General features: G+C 72.4%; 13 protein-coding genes. 5 read left to right on the top strand and 8 right to left on the bottom strand.

The genetic code is table 11. The features are described 5' to 3' along the window. Positions 1–165: 165 nt before the first annotated feature. A complete protein-coding gene (locus tag ACFWU9_RS22655; protein ID WP_384321131.1) occupies positions 166–741 on the bottom strand; it encodes a TerD family protein in 576 nt (191 codons plus the stop codon). A gap of 196 nt (positions 742–937) precedes the next feature. Between ACFWU9_RS22655 and ACFWU9_RS22650 the strand changes: the two genes are divergently transcribed. The 5 genes from ACFWU9_RS22650 to ACFWU9_RS22630 all read left to right on the top strand — a co-directional run bounded on the left by ACFWU9_RS22650 (position 938) and on the right by ACFWU9_RS22630 (position 6,979). Beyond that, positions 938–1,396 (top strand): ATP-binding protein, encoded by a 459-nt coding sequence (locus ACFWU9_RS22650; protein ID WP_384321129.1) that lies wholly within the window; start codon positions 938–940, stop codon positions 1,394–1,396. Between the two features lie 114 nt (positions 1,397–1,510). After that, positions 1,511–2,158 carry a 2Fe-2S iron-sulfur cluster-binding protein gene (locus ACFWU9_RS22645; RefSeq protein WP_384321127.1) on the top strand — a complete coding sequence of 216 codons (648 nt, stop codon included), beginning with the start codon at positions 1,511–1,513 and terminating at the stop codon, positions 2,156–2,158. Further along, positions 2,155–3,183, top strand: a complete 1,029-nt coding sequence (locus tag ACFWU9_RS22640; RefSeq protein WP_384321125.1) for an FAD binding domain-containing protein — start codon at positions 2,155–2,157, stop codon at positions 3,181–3,183. Before ACFWU9_RS22645 ends, ACFWU9_RS22640 begins: the two co-directional genes overlap by 4 nt. Next, positions 3,180–5,282 (top strand): xanthine dehydrogenase family protein molybdopterin-binding subunit, encoded by a 2,103-nt coding sequence (locus tag ACFWU9_RS22635; protein ID WP_384321123.1) that lies wholly within the window; start codon positions 3,180–3,182, stop codon positions 5,280–5,282. The genes ACFWU9_RS22640 and ACFWU9_RS22635 overlap by 4 nt, the downstream gene beginning before the upstream one ends. Positions 5,283–5,473: 191 nt before the next feature. Then, complete coding sequence (locus ACFWU9_RS22630; protein ID WP_384321121.1) at positions 5,474–6,979, top strand: phosphoesterase; 1,506 nt, start codon at positions 5,474–5,476, stop codon at positions 6,977–6,979. A gap of 81 nt (positions 6,980–7,060) precedes the next feature. Here the strand turns inward: ACFWU9_RS22630 and ACFWU9_RS22625 are convergent, their stop codons facing one another. The 7 genes from ACFWU9_RS22625 to ACFWU9_RS22595 form a co-directional block, all read right to left on the bottom strand. Next, positions 7,061–9,001 carry a helix-turn-helix domain-containing protein gene (locus ACFWU9_RS22625; RefSeq protein WP_384321119.1) on the bottom strand — a complete coding sequence of 647 codons (1,941 nt, stop codon included), beginning with the start codon at positions 8,999–9,001 and terminating at the stop codon, positions 7,061–7,063. Positions 9,002–9,065: 64 nt separating this feature from the next. Next, positions 9,066–10,553: an MFS transporter gene (locus ACFWU9_RS22620; RefSeq protein WP_384321117.1), complete on the bottom strand. Its 1,488-nt coding sequence runs from the start codon at positions 10,551–10,553 to the stop codon at positions 9,066–9,068. A 129-nt stretch (positions 10,554–10,682) separates the two neighbouring features. Next, positions 10,683–11,480 carry a 3-hydroxybutyrate dehydrogenase gene (locus tag ACFWU9_RS22615; protein WP_384321115.1) on the bottom strand — a complete coding sequence of 266 codons (798 nt, stop codon included), beginning with the start codon at positions 11,478–11,480 and terminating at the stop codon, positions 10,683–10,685. A 134-nt stretch (positions 11,481–11,614) separates the two neighbouring features. Next, positions 11,615–13,108 (bottom strand): 3-hydroxybutyrate oligomer hydrolase family protein, encoded by a 1,494-nt coding sequence (locus ACFWU9_RS22610; RefSeq protein WP_384321114.1) that lies wholly within the window; start codon positions 13,106–13,108, stop codon positions 11,615–11,617. Between the two features lie 67 nt (positions 13,109–13,175). After that, the gene (locus ACFWU9_RS22605; protein WP_384321112.1) at positions 13,176–14,684 is read right to left on the bottom strand and encodes a PHB depolymerase family esterase; all 1,509 of its coding nucleotides are present in this window, start codon (positions 14,682–14,684) and stop codon (positions 13,176–13,178) included. Positions 14,685–14,887: 203 nt separating this feature from the next. Further along, complete coding sequence (locus ACFWU9_RS22600; protein ID WP_384321110.1) at positions 14,888–15,847, bottom strand: CU044_5270 family protein; 960 nt, start codon at positions 15,845–15,847, stop codon at positions 14,888–14,890. Continuing rightward, positions 15,844–16,410: an RNA polymerase sigma factor gene (locus ACFWU9_RS22595; protein WP_384321108.1), complete on the bottom strand. Its 567-nt coding sequence runs from the start codon at positions 16,408–16,410 to the stop codon at positions 15,844–15,846. Before ACFWU9_RS22595 ends, ACFWU9_RS22600 begins: the two co-directional genes overlap by 4 nt. Positions 16,411–16,448: the final 38 nt, after the last annotated feature.

Raw genomic sequence — 16,448 nt, 5'->3', positions numbered from 1 at the left:
GGGCTGTCAATGAGACCGCCGATCAGGGCTGTTCAAGCCGGACGGCGGCGGACCTGGTCCTCGTCCCCCGCCGTCCCGCTCGTGCTCGTACCTCTCGGTCCGGAGCACGCCCGTGAGCGCGTACTCCCGAACCCGTCCCCGCTTCCCGCGTGCGTCGTGCCTGTGTCAGACGTTGACGCCGAAGTCGGCCGCAATACCGGCCAGCCCGGAGGCGTAACCCTGGCCGACGGCGCGGAACTTCCACTCCGCGCCGTGCCGGTAGAGCTCGCCGAAGACCATCGCGGTCTCGGTGGAGGCGTCCTCCGTGAGGTCGTAGCGCGCGAGTTCGGCGCCGCCGGCCTGGTTCACGACGCGGATGAAGGCGTTGCGGACCTGGCCGAAGCTCTGGCCGCGGGCGCCCGCCTCGTGGATGGAGACCGGGAAGACGATCTTGTCGACGTCGGCGGGGACACCGGCGAGGTTGACCTTCAGCGACTCGTCGTCGCCCTCGCCCTCACCGGTGAGGTTGTCACCGGTGTGCTCGACCGAACCGTCGGGGCTCGTCAGGTTGTTGTAGAAGATGAAGTGCTGGTCGGAGAGCACCCGGCCGGCGCTGTTCACCAGCAACGCGCTCGCGTCGAGGTCGAAGTCGGCGCCGGTCGTGCTGCGCGCGTCCCAGCCGAGGCCGACGAGCACCGCGGTCAGGCCGGGAGCCTCCTTGCTCAGCGAAACGTTGCCACCCTTGCCCAGGGAAACGCCCACGATCTCCTCCTGCTGTTCGGGACTGAAAAGTGGATCAAAATCTATAACACCGCGCGACTGTCGGTCCCGTTATCGACCAGGCTCGTACGGTTCGTTGCCCACCCTTGGGACTGAAGTGGCTGAAGCGGGGCAGGCGGTGAGATGAACAGAGGAAGAGCCGGCCGTCAAGGCCGCCACGGGGGAACGGATCGAAGCTATGGACAGGTGGTTGGAGAAGACCGAGGACCGATGTCCCACCACGGGCGAGGTGCTCAGCAGGGGCGCCGTGTTCGACGGGGACTCGGGGATGATCGGGGAGGCACGCCGCTTCACGGCCGGCTTCCTCTCGGGCGTACGGACCGATCGGGACCGGACGGTGCCGTCGCGGGTGATCGACACGGCGCAGCTGGTCGTCAGTGAGCTGGTGACCAACGCGTACAAGTACGCGCCCGGGCCCTGCCTCCTCGACCTCGTCTTCGACGGGGACGTCGTGGAGATCACGGTGTGGGACACCGACTCCACACTGCCGGTGCCGCGGGCCGCCGAGCCCGGCCGCATCGGACAGCACGGGCTGGAGATCGTCATCGCGCTCTGCGAGGGGTACGACGTCCGGCGCGAGCCCGTCGGCAAGCGCATCAAGGTCCGGCTCGCGGCACGGGACGACGGCCGGCGGTAGGGTCCGGGCACCGCCCCCGCCGGGCCCCCGGTCCAAGAGGCCCCACCGGTCCAAGCGTCGCCCCACCGGGCCGGAGCCGATCGGGTGGTCCCCGGCGAGGCCCGTTTGCCCGGTATGCCCGAGGGATACCCGACGGTGATGCCGCACACCTCCGAAGTGATGCTCCATGTCAACGGAACCCCGCACCGGCTGACCCTCGACAACCGCACCACGGTGCTCGACGCGCTGCGCGAGCACCTCGACATCACCGGCCCCAAGAAGGGCTGCGACCAGGGCCAGTGCGGTGCCTGCACCGTCCTCGTGGACGGCCGGCGCGCCAACAGCTGCCTTCTGCTGGCCGTCGCGCAGAGCGGCGCCCGTATCACCACGATCGAGGGCCTCTCCGGGGGCGCGGACGCGCCCGACCGGCCGCACCCGCTCCAGCAGGCGTTCCTCGACCACGACGGCTTCCAGTGCGGCTACTGCACACCCGGCCAGATCTGCTCGGCGGTCGGCGTCATCGCCGAGGCGGCCGGCGGGCATCCGTCCCACGTCACCGGCGCCGACGGCCCGCCGCCTGGCGAACCGGTCCCGCTGACCGCCGACGAGATCCGCGAACGGATGAGCGGCAACATCTGCCGCTGCGCCGCGTACCCGAACATCCTCGCCGCCGTCCAGGACGTCGCGGGTACGGGGGCACGACCGAGCACGACGGTCGGCACCGGCGGGACGAGCGGCAGGACCTGGACCGGCGGCACGAGCAGGGCGGGCGTGACCTCGTGAAGTCCTTCACCTACGAGCGCGCCACCGACCCGGCGCAGGCCGTCGCCCTCCTCGCGCGCGACACGGACGCCCGCTTCCTCGGCGGCGGCACCAATCTCGTCGACCTGATGAAGCTCGGCGTCGAGACCCCCGGCCGGCTGGTCGACGTCGCCCGGCTGCCGCTCGACCACGTCGAGGTCACCGCCGACGGCGGACTGCTCATCGGCGCCACCGTGCGCAACAGCGACCTGGCCGCCGACCCGGCCGTCCGCACCCGCTACCCGGTGCTGTCGCAAGCGCTGCTCGCGGGGGCGTCGGGACAGTTGCGCAACTCCGCCACCACCGGCGGCAATCTGCTCCAGCGCACCCGCTGTACGTACTTCCAGGACGTCACCAAGCCCTGCAACAAGCGTGAACCCGGCTCCGGTTGTCCCGCGAGGGAGGGCGCCCACCGGGATCTCGCGGTGCTGGGGCACTCCGAGGCGTGCGTGGCGACACACCCCTCCGACATGGCGGTCGCCCTCGCCGCGCTCGACGCGGACGTCCTGCTGCTGGGTCCGGACGGCGAACGGACCGTGGCGCTCACCGACTTCCACCGGCTGCCCGGCGAGCACCCCGAGAGGGACACCGTGATCCGGCCGGGCGAACTCGTCACCGGTGTCCGGCTCCCGGCGTCCACCGCCGATCTGCCGTCCGCCTACCGCAAGGCCAGGGACCGCGCCTCGTACGCCTTCGCGCTGGCCTCGGCCGCGGTGCTGCTCGACGTACGGGACGGTGTCGTGGGCGACGTACGGATCGCCTTCGGCGGGCTGGCCCACAAGCCCTGGCGGGCCACCACCGCGGAGGCCACCCTGCGCGGCGAACCGGCCACGCCCGACTCGTTCGGGCGCGCGGTCGAGGCCGAACTGGCCGCCGCCCGGCCCCTGCGGGACAACGGCTTCAAGATCCCCATGGCCCGCAACCTGGCAGTCCGGCTGCTCACCGAGCTGGCCGACCCCACCGCGAGCGCCACCGACCACACCGATCCCCGCCGAGGAGACCGATGACGACCAGCCGGGAGCGCGCCCTGGGCGCGGCCGCCGTCCGGATCGAAGGCCTGGCCAAGGTCCGGGGCGCCGCCCGCTACTCGGCGGAGCACACTCCGCCCGGCTGCCTCTACGCGTGGCCGGTGCCCGCCACCGTGGCCCGGGGCCGGACCGTCTCCTTCGACACGGCGGCCGCCCTGGCGGAACCCGGGGCCGTCGCCGTACTGACCCATGAGAACGCGCCGCGGATCAGCGACCCGGCGGACGCCACGCTCGGTGTGCTGCGCGACGACCGGGTGCCGCACCGGGGCTGGATCGTCGCGGTCGCCGTGGCCGAGACACTGGAGGCGGCGCGGGCGACGGCGGACGCCGTGCGGGTCTCGTACGTGACGGAGGACCACGACGTCGTCCTCACCCCCGACCACCCCGGCCTCTACGCCGCGGAGATGGCGAACGGCGGTCATCCCGGCACCCGGGAGCGCGGAGACTTCGACGCCGTGTACGAAGCCGCCCCGGTCACCCTCGATGCCACGTACTCCATGGACCCGATGCACAACCACGCCATGGAGCCGCACGCCGCCGTCGCCCACTGGCACGACGGGCGGCTGACCGTGTACGACTCCAGCCAGGGATCGACCACCGTGCGCGAGACGCTGGCCGCGCTCTTCGCACTCGATCCGGCCCAGGTCACCGTCGTCAGCGAACACGTGGGCGGCGGGTTCGGGTCCAAGGGCACACCGCGCCCGCAGCCGGTGCTGGCCACGATGGCGGCCCGGTATGTCGGACGCCCCGTCAAGCTCGTGCTGCACCGCTCCCAGCTCCCGGCGGTCGTGGGGCACCGGCCGCCGACCATCCAGCGGGTACGGCTCGGCGCGAACCGGGACGGGGTGATCAGCGCCCTCGCGCACGAGGTGGTCTCGTACACCTCCACGGTCAAGGAGTTCGTGGAGCAGGCCGCGACACCCGCCCGCACCATGTACACCTCTCCGCACAGCCGCACCGTCCATCGCGTCACAGCGCTCGACGTGCCGACACCGTCGTGGATGCGCGCGCCCGGCGAGGCGTCCGGCATGTACGCGCTGGAGTCTGCGATGGACGAGCTGGCCGTCCTCGCCGGTGTGGACCCGGTGGAGCTGCGGGTGCGCAACGAACCGTCGCACGAGCCCGACTCGGGCCGCGCCTACAGCAGCCGTCATCTGGTGGAGTGTCTGCGCGAGGGGGCCCGGCGGTTCGGCTGGCGCGACCGCGATCCGCGTGCCGGGCTGCGGAGGGAGGGCCGGTTCCTGGTCGGCAGCGGTGTCGCTGCCGCCTCGTACCCGGTGATCATCTCGCCCTCCACGGCCGAGGCGCGCGCGGACGCGGACGGCGGTTTCCTGGTACGGATCAACGCCACGGACATCGGTACGGGAGCCCGCACCGTGCTCGCCCAGATCGGCGCGGACGCGCTCCGGGCGCCCCTGGACCGGGTCCGGATCGAGATCGGCGACAGCGATCTGCCCCGGGCACCGCTGGCGGGCGGTTCCTCCGGTACCGGCTCGTGGGGCTGGTCCGTCGACAAGGCGTGCCGGGCGCTGCGGGCGCGTATCGACGCGGTGGGCGGCGCCGTGCCTCCCGAGGGGCTGTCCGCGAGCGCCGACACCACCGAGGACGTGCGGGCCGGGACGGAGTTCGCCCGCCACGCCTACGGCGCGCACTTCGTCGAGGTCCAGGTGGACCGGGACACGGCGGAGATCCGGGTCCGCCGGATGCTGGGGGTCTTCGCCGCCGGGCGGATCCTCAACCCCCGTACGGCGCGCTCCCAGTTCATCGGCGCGATGACGATGGGGCTGGGCATGGCGCTGATGGAGGGAGCGACGATCGACCCGGTCGCGGGCGACTTCGTGGAGCGCGATCTCGCCTCGTACCACGTTCCCGCCCACGCGGACGTGCGTTCCATGGAGGCGTACTGGATCGACGAGGACGACCGGCACCTCAACCCGATGGGCAGCAAGGGCATCGGCGAGATCGGCATGGTCGGGTCGGCGGCGGCGATCGGCAACGCGGTGCGGCACGCGACAGGGGTCCGGCTGCGCGAGGTGCCGATGCGACCGGACGCGCTGCTGCCGCTGCTGGAGGCCTGACAGAGGGGGACGGAGGGGCCCGCGCGACACGCCGCGCGACCTGCGGCACGGAGGGGTCCGGCGGTCGGTGTAGGGGGCAGTGTTCGTTGTTCTCGATGGACCCCGCCTGTGTTCACCGGGCGTTCGGTTTGATCTCCGAAACTCAGTGGTTGGCACCCCCCGCGCCGAAGTTGAACGAAAGGCTTCACACCGTGAAGGACAAGAACACCGAAGACCCCGAGCGCTCGGCCCTCTCCCGGCGTCGGCTCGTCAAGTTCGCAGGCGTCGGCGCGACCCTCGCCGCGGCTGCCCCCATCGTCGGCGCCGGTGTCGCCTTCGGCAACGACGAGGACGACGATCGCAAGTCCGGCCACTCCGGTGACTCCCGCAGACGCTCCTGGCGCGCCGGCGACCACCACGTGCACTCGGAGTACAGCGGTTCGTTCGACACGACGAAGAACCCGCCCGTGTTCCAGAAGGGCGGCGACGCCGTCTACCCGATCGTGACCAACGCGATCATGGCCAAGAACTTCGGCCTCAGCTGGGCCATGTGCACGGACCACGGTGGCCCGACCCACTCGAAGGTCAACCTGGAGCAGGCCTACCCCGACCTGCTGCGCTCGCGTGCGCTCGTCCCCGAGGTGCTCCAGTTCTGGGGCATGGAGTTCGACGCCCCCGCGCTCGACCACCACACGCTGATGATCCCGCACCACACCGACGAGGCGCAGCAGCTCTTCGAGCTGGAGTCGCGCTTCGCCAAGCTCGACCCGTTCCCCGCCGACCCGGGCCGTGACACCGAGGCCAAGATGGTGGAGTTCCTGAAGGCGGCGAAGGACATGCGCCGCAAGCCGCTGGTCATCGCCCACCACGCCTCGCGCTCCGCGCCGGGCCTCGGCGTCTACGGTCAGGACACGCCCCGCGAGTTCCGCAACGGCAACGACGCCGCCCCCGACATCTACGTCGGCTTCGAGGGTGCCCCCGGCCACCAGGCCGGTCCGCTCAACGGCGGCGACCGCGGCGGGTACGGCAACTACCCCACGCACGGCGGCTTCGACCAGATGACGGCCCGCGTCGGCGGTCTGTGGGACGCGCTGCTCGGCGAGGGCCGGCGCTGGTGGATCACCGCGACGTCCGACTCGCACGTGCACTGGACCCGCGGCGGCTCCGACTTCTGGCCGGGCGAGTACAGCAAGACGCACGTGCTGGCGCGTCAGGACTACGCCGACATCATGGACGGTCTGCGCAACGGCCGTATCTGGGTCGGCACCGGCGACCTCATCCGCACCCTGGACGTCACGGCGCGCAACCGTGGCAACGAGGCCGCCGTCGGTGAGTCGATCACGATCGACAACCGGGGCCGTACGGACGTCGAGATCGAGATCCGCTTCCGCCCGCTGGACGGCAAGAACGCCAACGGCGACCGTCCCGAGGTGCGCCGGGTCGACCTGATCACCGGCAGGATCACGGGCAAGAGCGACGACCGCGACTCCGACACCAACCCGACCACCAAGGTCGTGGCGCGGTTCGGCAAGCGCGACTGGCGCAAGCAGGGCGACGAGTACGTCATCAAGCACACCCTGCGCGACGTGGACGGCGACATGTACGCCCGTGTCCGCGGTACCAGCACGGACGAGGCCGAGCCGCTCGCGGACGGCCTGGAGAGCCCGTGGGACGACCTCTGGTTCTACTCGAACCCGGTCTTCGTCAAGGTCCGCTGACCCCTGGTCAGTTGGGGCCGGCCCGCTGAGAGGCCGGTCCCCGACGGCCGTTCGACCCATCGATCGCCGGACGGGCGGAGTTCAGCCCGTCCGGCGATCGACGTCGTACGGCGCCGGACGCGGCCCGCCCGTCAACCCGTGCAGCCGCAGGGCCAGTTGGATCTCCAGGGAGCGGGCCGGGGAGTTCCAGTCCTGGCCGAGCAGCCGGCCGACCCGCTCCAGCCGCTGCACCACCGTGTTCACATGGACGTGCAGGGCGGTCTTGGTCCGGGTGAGGCTCGCCCCCTCGGCGAAGTACGCGTCGAGCGTCCCCACCAGGTCGGTGCCGCGCTCGGTGTCGTAGTCGAGTACGGGGCCGAGTGTGGCGCGTACGTAACCGCCCAGGTCCGACCGGTCCCCCAGCAGGACGCCCACGAAGCCGAGGTCGTCGGTCGCCCCGCCGTGCCCGGTGTGGCCCAGGGCGCGCAGCGCCGAGAGGCAGCGGGACGCCTCGGTGTGGGCGGTGGGCAGTTCGGCCGGACCGGCGGCCGGCCCCGCGGCGCCGACGGTGACCGGGGAGCCGACCGCCTGGCCGAGTTCGGCGGCGAGCCTGCGCGCGCTGGGCCCCGGGGTGTCGGTCGGCGCGACCAGCACCACCTGTCCCTGATGGATACCGGCCAGGCCCTTTCCGGCCCCCGCGTGCCGGGCGGCCACGGCCAGCAGTCGGTGCCGGTCCGCCTTCTCGCCGTCCGCGACGAACACACAGTGTCCGCGGGTCAGATTGACGCCCAGCCGCCGTGCCCGCGCGGAGAGCGCGCCCGGATCGCCGGAGCGCGAGAGCAGGTCGCCCAGCAGTTCACCGCGTACCCGGTCCTCGGCCTCGGCGACCGAGCGGCGCAGCAGCAGAAGCAGCGCCGTGACGACCCCGGCGCGTTCGAACAGGAGCCGGTCGACGTCCGCGAGGTCCGCGCGCCCGGTGAGGGCGATGCTGCCGAGGAGTTCGGGACCGGCGAGGACCGCGCAGACCCAGGTGCCGTTCAGCGGGACCGCCCGCCCGCTGGCCCTGGAGGCGGCGACGGCGGGGGCCGGTGGAGCCAGCGACTCGGCGCGGGCGCGGGCGAGTTCGGCGCCGTCCGCGTCATGGATGAGGATCCCGCCGTCCAGGATGTCGGCGATGGCCTCGGCGACGTCGTCGGCTCCGCCGCCCCGCAGGACGAGGTCGGTGAGCTGGTCGTGCGCCTGCTCGGCGCGGCGCATCTGGCCGCTGTGCGTTCTGATCGTCTCCGACGCCGAGTTGAGGTCGACCAGCGCGGCCCGGGTCTCCTCCAGAAGTCGCGCGCCGTCGATGGCGATGGCGGCGTGGTCGGCCAGCGAGGAGAGCAGGGCCACCTCCTCGGCGGCGAACTCACGGGGCGCGCGGTCGGCCGCGTACAGCACCCCGATGATCCGGGCGCCCACGCGCAGCGGCACACCGAGGATCGCGCGCAGGCCCTCGTCGAGTACGGCGCTGTCGATGGTGGCGGTGTGGTGGAAGCGGGTGTCGCGCTGGTAGTCGCCGGTGGCGTACGGGCGGGCGGTCTGCGCGACCAGCCCGCCGAGGCCCTCGCCCATCCCGAGGCGCACCTGCTGGAACGCGGCGGCCACGGACCCGTCGGTCACCCGCATATAGGTGTCGCCTGCGGCCTCGTCGTTCAGGGACAGATAGGTGACGTCCGTGCCGAGCAGCAGCTTGGCCCGGTGGACGATCGCCCGCAGCACCGCGTCCAGGTCCCTGAGCGCGGCCAGGTCGCTCGCGGTGTCGAAGAGCGCGGTGAGCTGCGCCTCACGGCGCCGGTGCTGGCTGAGGGTCCGTCTGATACGCAGGGCGACATCGGTCGCCTCGGTGATCGCGGCCAGTTCCCCGCCCCGCACGCCGGCCTCGCGGGCGTCGGCGGCGGGGCGGGCGAAGTCCTCCGTGGGCGCGCCCTGCGCCAGCAGATCGAGCAGCCGGCGGAGGGCGGCCACGGAGTGCCGGGTGCCTGGAGCTGTCACGTCGGCGAGCATACGGTGGTCACCTCCGGGTGGGCATGGGTGCGGCGGCGCCGGTACGGCCGAGGGCGCGGGCGGGTCAGCCGCCCAGCCGGGCCGAGTCCTTGACGCTCCGGGCGCTCTCGGTGCGGCTTCCGCCGGGTGCCCGTGTCTCCACGGCGCCTCCGGGATCGCCGGTGGGCGCCGGGTGCGAACCGACCAGTCCGTCCCTGGTCAGGTCACGGCCCCTGGTCTCCTTGGCCACCCACACGGTGACGACGGTGACCAGCGCGGCGGCGCTGAGATACAGGGACACCGGCAGGGACGAGTCGTAGTCCTTGAGCAGTTCGACGGCGATGAGCGGCGCGAGCGCGCCACCGATGATCGAGGCGAGCTGGGAGCCCATCGACGCGCCGGAGTAGCGGACCTTCGTGTCGAACATCTCGGAGATGAAGGCGGCCTGCGGCCCGTACATCGCCCCGTGGAACAGCAGGCCGACCGTGACCGCGACGGCGATGACCGGGAACGACTCGGTGTCCAGCAGCGCGAAGAAGGCGAACGCCCAGCCCACCATGCCGATCGCGCCGATCTGGGTGACCGGACGGCGGCCCAGCCGGTCGGAGAGCGCGCCCCACATCGGGATGGTGACGAAGTGCACCGCCGAGCCGATCAGGACCGCGTTGAGGGCGTCGCTCTTGGGCAGCTCCAGATGCACGGTGACGTAGACGAGCACGAAGGCGGTGAGGATGTAGTACGAGACGTTCTCGCCGAAGCGGGTGCCGATCGCGACCAGGACCTCACGCCAGCTCTTGCGGAACACCTGGACGACGGGGGCTTCCTCCTTGACCGCGGGGGCGCCGCCCTTGGCAGCGGTCCCGGCCGCGCGCGCCGCCTCCTCGGCCTCCTCCGCGGCCTTCCGCTGGGCGTCGAGGAAGACGGGTGACTCCTCGACCGAGATACGTATCCACAGGCCGATCATGACCAGCACCCCGGAGAGCAGGAACGGGACGCGCCAGCCCCAGGCGAGGAACGCCTCGTCGGACTGGACCGCGGCGAGCAGCGCGAGCACACCGGTGGCCAGCAGGTTGCCGCCGGGGGCGCCGGCCTGCGGCCAGGAGGCCCAGAAACCGCGGCTCTTGTCGCCGCCGTGCTCGGAGACGATCAGGATCGCGCCGCCCCACTCGCCGCCGAGGGCGAAGCCCTGGACGAGCCGCAGCACGGTCAGCAGGATCGGCGCGCCGACGCCGATGGTCGCGTGGGTGGGGAGCAGCCCCATGGCGAAGGTGGCGCCGCCCATCAGCAGGAGGCTGAGCACCAGCAGTTTCTTGCGGCCGACCTTGTCCCCGTAGTGACCGAAGACGATGCCGCCGAGGGGACGGGCGGCGAAGCCGACGGCGTAGGTGAGGAAGGCGAGGAGCGTGCCGACGAGGGGGTCGCTGCTGGGGAAGAACAGGGTGTTGAAGACCAGCGCGGCGGCGGAGCCGTAGAGGAAGAAGTCGTACCACTCGATGGTGGTGCCGACGAGGCTCGCCGCGACGATGCGGCCGATGTTGGCCCGGCGGGGTTGTGGGGAGCTGGGGACGCTCATGGTGAAGTCACCGCGTTTCGTTGGGCGGGCAGGGACGGGGGTGCGGGTGGGGCGAAGCGGGAGCGGGGAAGGGGGATCGAAGCGGGAGCGGGCTCTGCCGCGGGGCGCGGGTGCGGGCGCGGGCGCGGGTCAGCCGGCGCCCCACCCGCCGTCGACGGGCAGGGAGGAGCCGGTGATGTAACCGGTGTCGGGGCCGCAGAGCCAGAGGCACACCGCGGCCACCTCCTCCGGCTCGATCAGCCGTTTGATCGCGGAACGGTCCAGCAGTACGTCCCTGACGACCTCGTCCTCGGGGATTCCGTGGGCCGTGGCCTGGGCGGCGATCTGCCCTTCCACGAGTGGAGTGCGCACATAACCGGGGTTGACGCAGTTGCTGGTCACTCCGTGCGGCGCGCCTTCGAGAGCGGCCACCTTGCTCAGCCCTTCCAGGCCGTGCTTGGCGGCGACGTAGGCGGACTTGAAGGCGCTGGCGCGCAGTCCGTGCATGCTGGAGATGTTGACCACGCGGCCCCAGCCGCCCTCGTACATGTGCGGGAGGCAGTGCCGCATCAGCAGGAACGGGGCGGTCAGCATCACCTTCTGGATCAGCTCGAACCTGTCGGGCGGGAAGTCCTGGATGGGGGCGACGTGTTGCAGCCCGGCGTTGTTGACCAGGATGTCGACGGCTGCCGGGAGGCGGCCGATCGCTCCGGTGTCGGCGAGGTCCACGGTGTGGCTCACGCCTCCGGTGTCGGCGGCGGCGGATTTGGCCGCGTCGGCGTCGCGGTCGACGATATGGACCAGCGCCCCGGCCCGGGCGAGCGCCTCGGCGCAGGCCCGTCCGATGCCGCTGCCGCCGCCGGTCACCAGTGCGGTGCGGCCCTTGAGCTCCGGGCCGTCCGCGCGGGGTGCGGAGGGGTCGGCGCCTGCGTGACTTGGGCTCTTCATGGCCGGAACGGTAGAGACACCTGACCGGACATCCCATGTGACGGTTCACCACAGTGGATGGCGATCAGGTGTCCCTGTCCACCACATTCCTTACGTAGAGCGGCGGTTCGCCACTCCGCGTAACACCCTTGTGCTCACCGGCCGAGCGGGCACCGGTCGAGCAGCGCGGCCGGATCCGCCCCCTCGGGCATCGGCAGCGTACGGCTCGCCGGCGGGCGCCGGCCGTCGTCCAGCCAGCGCTCCAGCGCGGTGACGGCCGAGCGGTGACACGGCACCAGGGGGCGGAGCCGGTCGGGGAAGGTGTCGAAGAGCGAGTCGACATGGGTGCCGCCCTCGACCCGGTAGTAGCGGTGCAGTGAGCCTCGGCCCTCGTGGCGCACCATCCGCGCGTACGCGTCCGAGGTCCTGGAGATGGGCAGCAGTACGTCGAGCGTGCCGTGGAAGCTGATCAGCGGTTTGCCGATCCGCCCGGTCAGCCCGATCTTCGCGATCGCCTCGCGGACGGAGTCCGGCCGGGCGCCGTAGTCGTAGTCGGCGTCGCAGGCGGGTGTTCCGGGTGCGCAGAAGGGGGTCCCGGCCTCGGTGGCGCCGTCGTACCCGGGGTCCAGTTCCTCGCGGTAGATGCGCTGGGTGAGATCCCAGTAGTACTGGTGGTGGTACGGCCAGAGGAACTCCGACCCGGCCGGGAACCCGGCTTTCACGATCTCCCGGTGTGCGGCGCCGGCGCCCGCGCCGCCGGCCGCGTAGACGGGATAGGCGCGCAGGGTGGGCGGCAGGAAGGTGAGGGGGTTGGGGTCCTCGGTACGCCAGAGGGTGCCCTCCCAGTCGACGCCGCCGTCGTACAGCTCGGGGTGGTTCTCCAACTGCCAGCGCACCAGATAGCCGCCGTTGGACATGCCCATCGCGAGGGTGCGGGCCACCGGCCTCTGGTAGCGCTGGGTGGTCACCTTCCGTGCCGCGACGGCGAGTTGGGTGACGCGGCTGTTCCATTCGGCGAGGGCGTCGCCGGGGGCCGAGCCGTCGCGGTGGAACGCGGCGCCGGAGTTGCCCTTGTCGGTGGCGGCGAAGGCGTAGCCGCGCGCGAGCACCCAGTCGCCGAAGGCCCGGTCGTTGGCGTACTGCTCCCGGACCCCGGGCGATCCGGCGACGACCAGCCCGCCGTTCCACCGGTCCGGCAGCCGGATGACGAACTGCGAGTCGTGGTTCCAGCCGTGGGTGGTGTTGGTGGTCGAGGAGTCGGGGAAGTAGCCGTCGATCTGGATGCCCGGTACGCCGCTCGGGGTGGCGAGGTCCTTGGGCGTCAGCCCCGACCAGTCGGCCTCGTCGGTGTGGCCCGAGGCGACGGTTCCGGCGGTGGTCAACTCATCGAGGCAGGCGGGCCGCTGGTGTTCGGCGCCGGGGACGTCCAGGGCGTCCATCCTGGCGCAGTGGCCCGGCGGCCGGTCGCCGGCCGCGGCGGAGGCCGCCGTGGCCGGGACCGCGGAAGCCGGGACCGCCACCGTCAGGGCCGCCACGGCGACGCAGACGGCGCGCAGGTGGCGGACGGCGGACCGCACGCGCCTGACGGACCGCACGGACCGGGCGCGCCGTGCCGGCCGGGGTGGGACGTTCTGCGGGACAACTGGCATGGCTCATCACTCCGTTGCAAGGACACGACACGCGACACGTACGGGGCGGCGGGACGCTACCCGCCCGTCAGGGGCAGCGAGCGTCGGCGAGGACGTAATAACCCGTCGGTGACTCCTTCAGCGTGCGGACGACGAACGTGTTGTTGAGCCCCATGTTCTGGTTCGAGCCCTTCGCGTACACGTATCCCGCGCTGGTGGTCGCCCGTCCGGCCCGTACGTGCTCGTAGTTGCTCGACGTCCAGCAGGTCGCCGTCGCCCCGGTGGTGGTGGCCGTGACCTGCGCCGAGCGGGCGCCCTCGACCCCGTCCGCGCCGTGCGCCGCCACGCTGTACGCGTGCGTGGTCCCCGCGCCCAGACCGGTGTCGGTGTACCGCGCCTCGGCCGGCCCGCCCACCCGCGTACCGCCGCGGTAGACCGCGTAACCGGTCGCTCCCGCCACCGGTTCCCACGCCAGCGCGACGGAGGAGCCCGTCACGCCCGTGGACCGCAGTCCGGCCGGGGCGGGCAGATCACCGGGGTCGGGCGCGGACGCGTCGAGTCCGAAGAAGCGGGTGACCCAGTGGCTGGAGCAGATCGAGTCGATGAAGTTGGCGGTGCCGGTCGCGCCGCACTGCTCGGGCCCGGTCCCGGGGTCGACGGGTGTGCCGTGACCGATGTTCGGTACCCGGTTGACCTCCACGGCCACGGTGCCGTCCCCGGCCAGATACTCGTCCCGGCGGGTGCCGTTGGGGCCGATGGTGGAGCTGCGGTCGGGCGTCTGGTCCAGACCGTGCACCTGGGTCCACTGGTCGCGCAGTTCGTCCGCGTTCCTCGGGACGACGGTGGGATCGTTGTCGCCCTGCCACACGGAGACCTTCGGCCAGGGGCCGGCGTAACCGGGGTGCGCGTTCCGTACCCGCTGGGCCCAGTCCGTGGGCGTACGGTCCGCGCCGGGGCTCATACAGGTGAACGCCCCGAGGACGTCCGTGGCGCACTCGTAGGGGATTCCGGCCATCACCGCGCCGGCGTCGAAGACGTCCGGGTACGCGGCGAGCATGACGGCCGTCATGGCACCGCCGGCCGACAGTCCGGTGACATTGACCCGTCCGGCGTCGGCGCCGTAGGACGACACGGCGTGGGCGACCATCTGCCGGATCGAGGCGGCCTCGCCCTGGCCGCGCCGGATGTCCCCGGCCTGGAACCAGTTGAAGCACTTGTTCACGTTGTTCGTGGTCGTCGTCTCGGCGAGGACCAGCAGGAAGCCGTGCCGGTCCGCGTAGGTGGTCAGACCCGAGTTGTCGGCGTAGATCTGGGCGGACTGGGTGCAGCCGTGCAGCGCGACGACCACGGGCGCGTTCGCCGGCAGCGACGAGGGCCGGTATACGTACATGTTCAGGCCGCCGGGGTTGGCCCCGAAACTCGTCACCCGTTCAAGGGCGACCGCCGCCTGCGCCTGCGGCGCGGGCGGGAGCAGGGCGATTCCGGTGGCGAGGGCGAGGGCGGCGGCGATACGCGCGAGGACGCGCCGCGCGCGGCCGTGTCGTCGTGGGTGCGAGGGTGTCGGCTGATCCGGGCGGGAAGGCGGTACGTGGGACAACGTGACCTCCGGCGACGAGGACCGGCCACCGCCCTCAGGAAGGACGGTGGCCGGAGTGGGGTGCGGTCACAGTAGGAGCGCGCGATCCGCGCCGGAATGTGGCGCCGCTCCACAACCCGGCCCCCACGAGGGGGCCGTCACCTGTTGCGCGGAGCACGACGCGGTGCTAGGGGTGTTCACATCCCGCTGGATCGGCGGCGCCGTCAGTCGAGTGCCGACACCGGGCCGGTCGACAGGAAGGTCACGGTCGACGGGCCGTACTTGCCGTCCCTGCGGTGCTCCAGCAACTTGCTGCTGGCCGGATCCACGATGAGGACATGCTTCACCTTCGGGCTCCTCCACTCCACGCCGGTGCCCTTCCGGCCCTCGCGGTCCTTCATCGGTCCGACGAGCCGCACCCCGTCCATACCGGCGAGGACTTCGAAGAGAGCCGCCCGCAGGTGCGGTCCCGCCGGCGCGGTGCCGAGCAGGCCCAGGATCTGGCTGTTGACCGAACCCCGGCTGTCGGTGGATCCGCCGAGGAGCTCGGCCCTCAAGGCCTTCGGATCGGTGGGCAGTGCGGCGAGTCCGTCCCAGGTGATCCGCTTCCCTCCGACCGACCAGTGCATCTGCCCGAGGCCCCCCGCGGGGAAGGTGCAGTAGTCGCCGTCGCAGACGGTCGACTTCCCGCCCCCGGGGTTGCTGACGACCAGGGACGTGCGGCTGAACCAGATCGTCTGGTCCTCGGTGACCGGCTTCGCGTCGGGCACCCCGATGACGCGGTTGCCGACGAAGCGCCTCTCCACCTTCCAGTACCGGGCGTTGGGGGCGGGCTTCTCCGCCGCCGTGGCCGCGACGTCCCGCAGGAAGGACGCCGCGTTCGCGCTGGCGGCCGGCGGCGCGCCGTCCATCCCGGTCACCGGCAGGACGAAGATCCCCGCGGCGACCGCGGCCACGGCCACCGCCGCCACGACGGAGCGGCGCCGTCGCAGGCCGGGCCGACGTCCGGCAGACGGGCTGGCCGTGTCCCGGGCCACGGCGTCGAGTACGGCCTTCCGGGCGGCCTCGACGGCCGCCCCGTCGGCCGGCTCCACGCGCCCGGCCGCGAGCAGGGTGTCGGCGCCGGGGAAATCCAGGAAATCGGGGTCGGGGCCAAGTGCTTCGGGGCGGGTGTTCCTGGTCATGCGGGGTCTCCTGTCCGGGGAAGTGCGTTGGCCGGTTCGAGTGCCTGGCGCAGCCGGGTGCGGGCGCGGTGCAGCCGGGACCGGGCGGTGCCGGCCGGGATGCCGATCACGGCCGCCGCCTCGGTCGGGGTGAGCTGCTCCCAGGCCACCAGGAGCAGCAACTCGCGCTCGGCGTGCGGGAGTTCGTCCAGGGTGCTGCGTATCGCGGGGGCGACGGCGGCGGCGTCCAGCCGTTCGTCCACCGCCTGCCACGGATCGCTGACGGCACGGTCCTCGCGACCGGCCGCTCCCGACCGTTCCGGCGCGCTGCGCCGCCAGTAGGCGGCGAGCACGTTCCTGGTCACTCCGAAGAGCCAGGTGCGTGCGGTGCCGCGGCTGGCGTCGAAGGTGGTACGGCTGGTGTACGCCTGGAGCCAGACCTCCGCCAGCAGGTCGTCGGCGACGGCGGGCGCACGGCGGGCCAAGTAGCCGTGCAGGACATGGGCGTGGCGCTCGACCAGCGGTTCGAAGGCGGCCGGGTCACGCGCCGACCGCGCGAGCAGGTCGTCGTCGTCCGTTTCCATAAGGATCCCTCCCACGGCCGCGGGGTCGCGGCCACACC

The organism is Streptomyces sp. NPDC058653 (assembly GCF_042716895.1).
Lineage (GTDB): Bacteria > Actinomycetota > Actinomycetes > Streptomycetales > Streptomycetaceae > Streptomyces.
The sequence above is the reverse complement of the archived record's forward strand: the minus strand, read 5'-3'. Positions and strand labels throughout refer to the sequence as shown.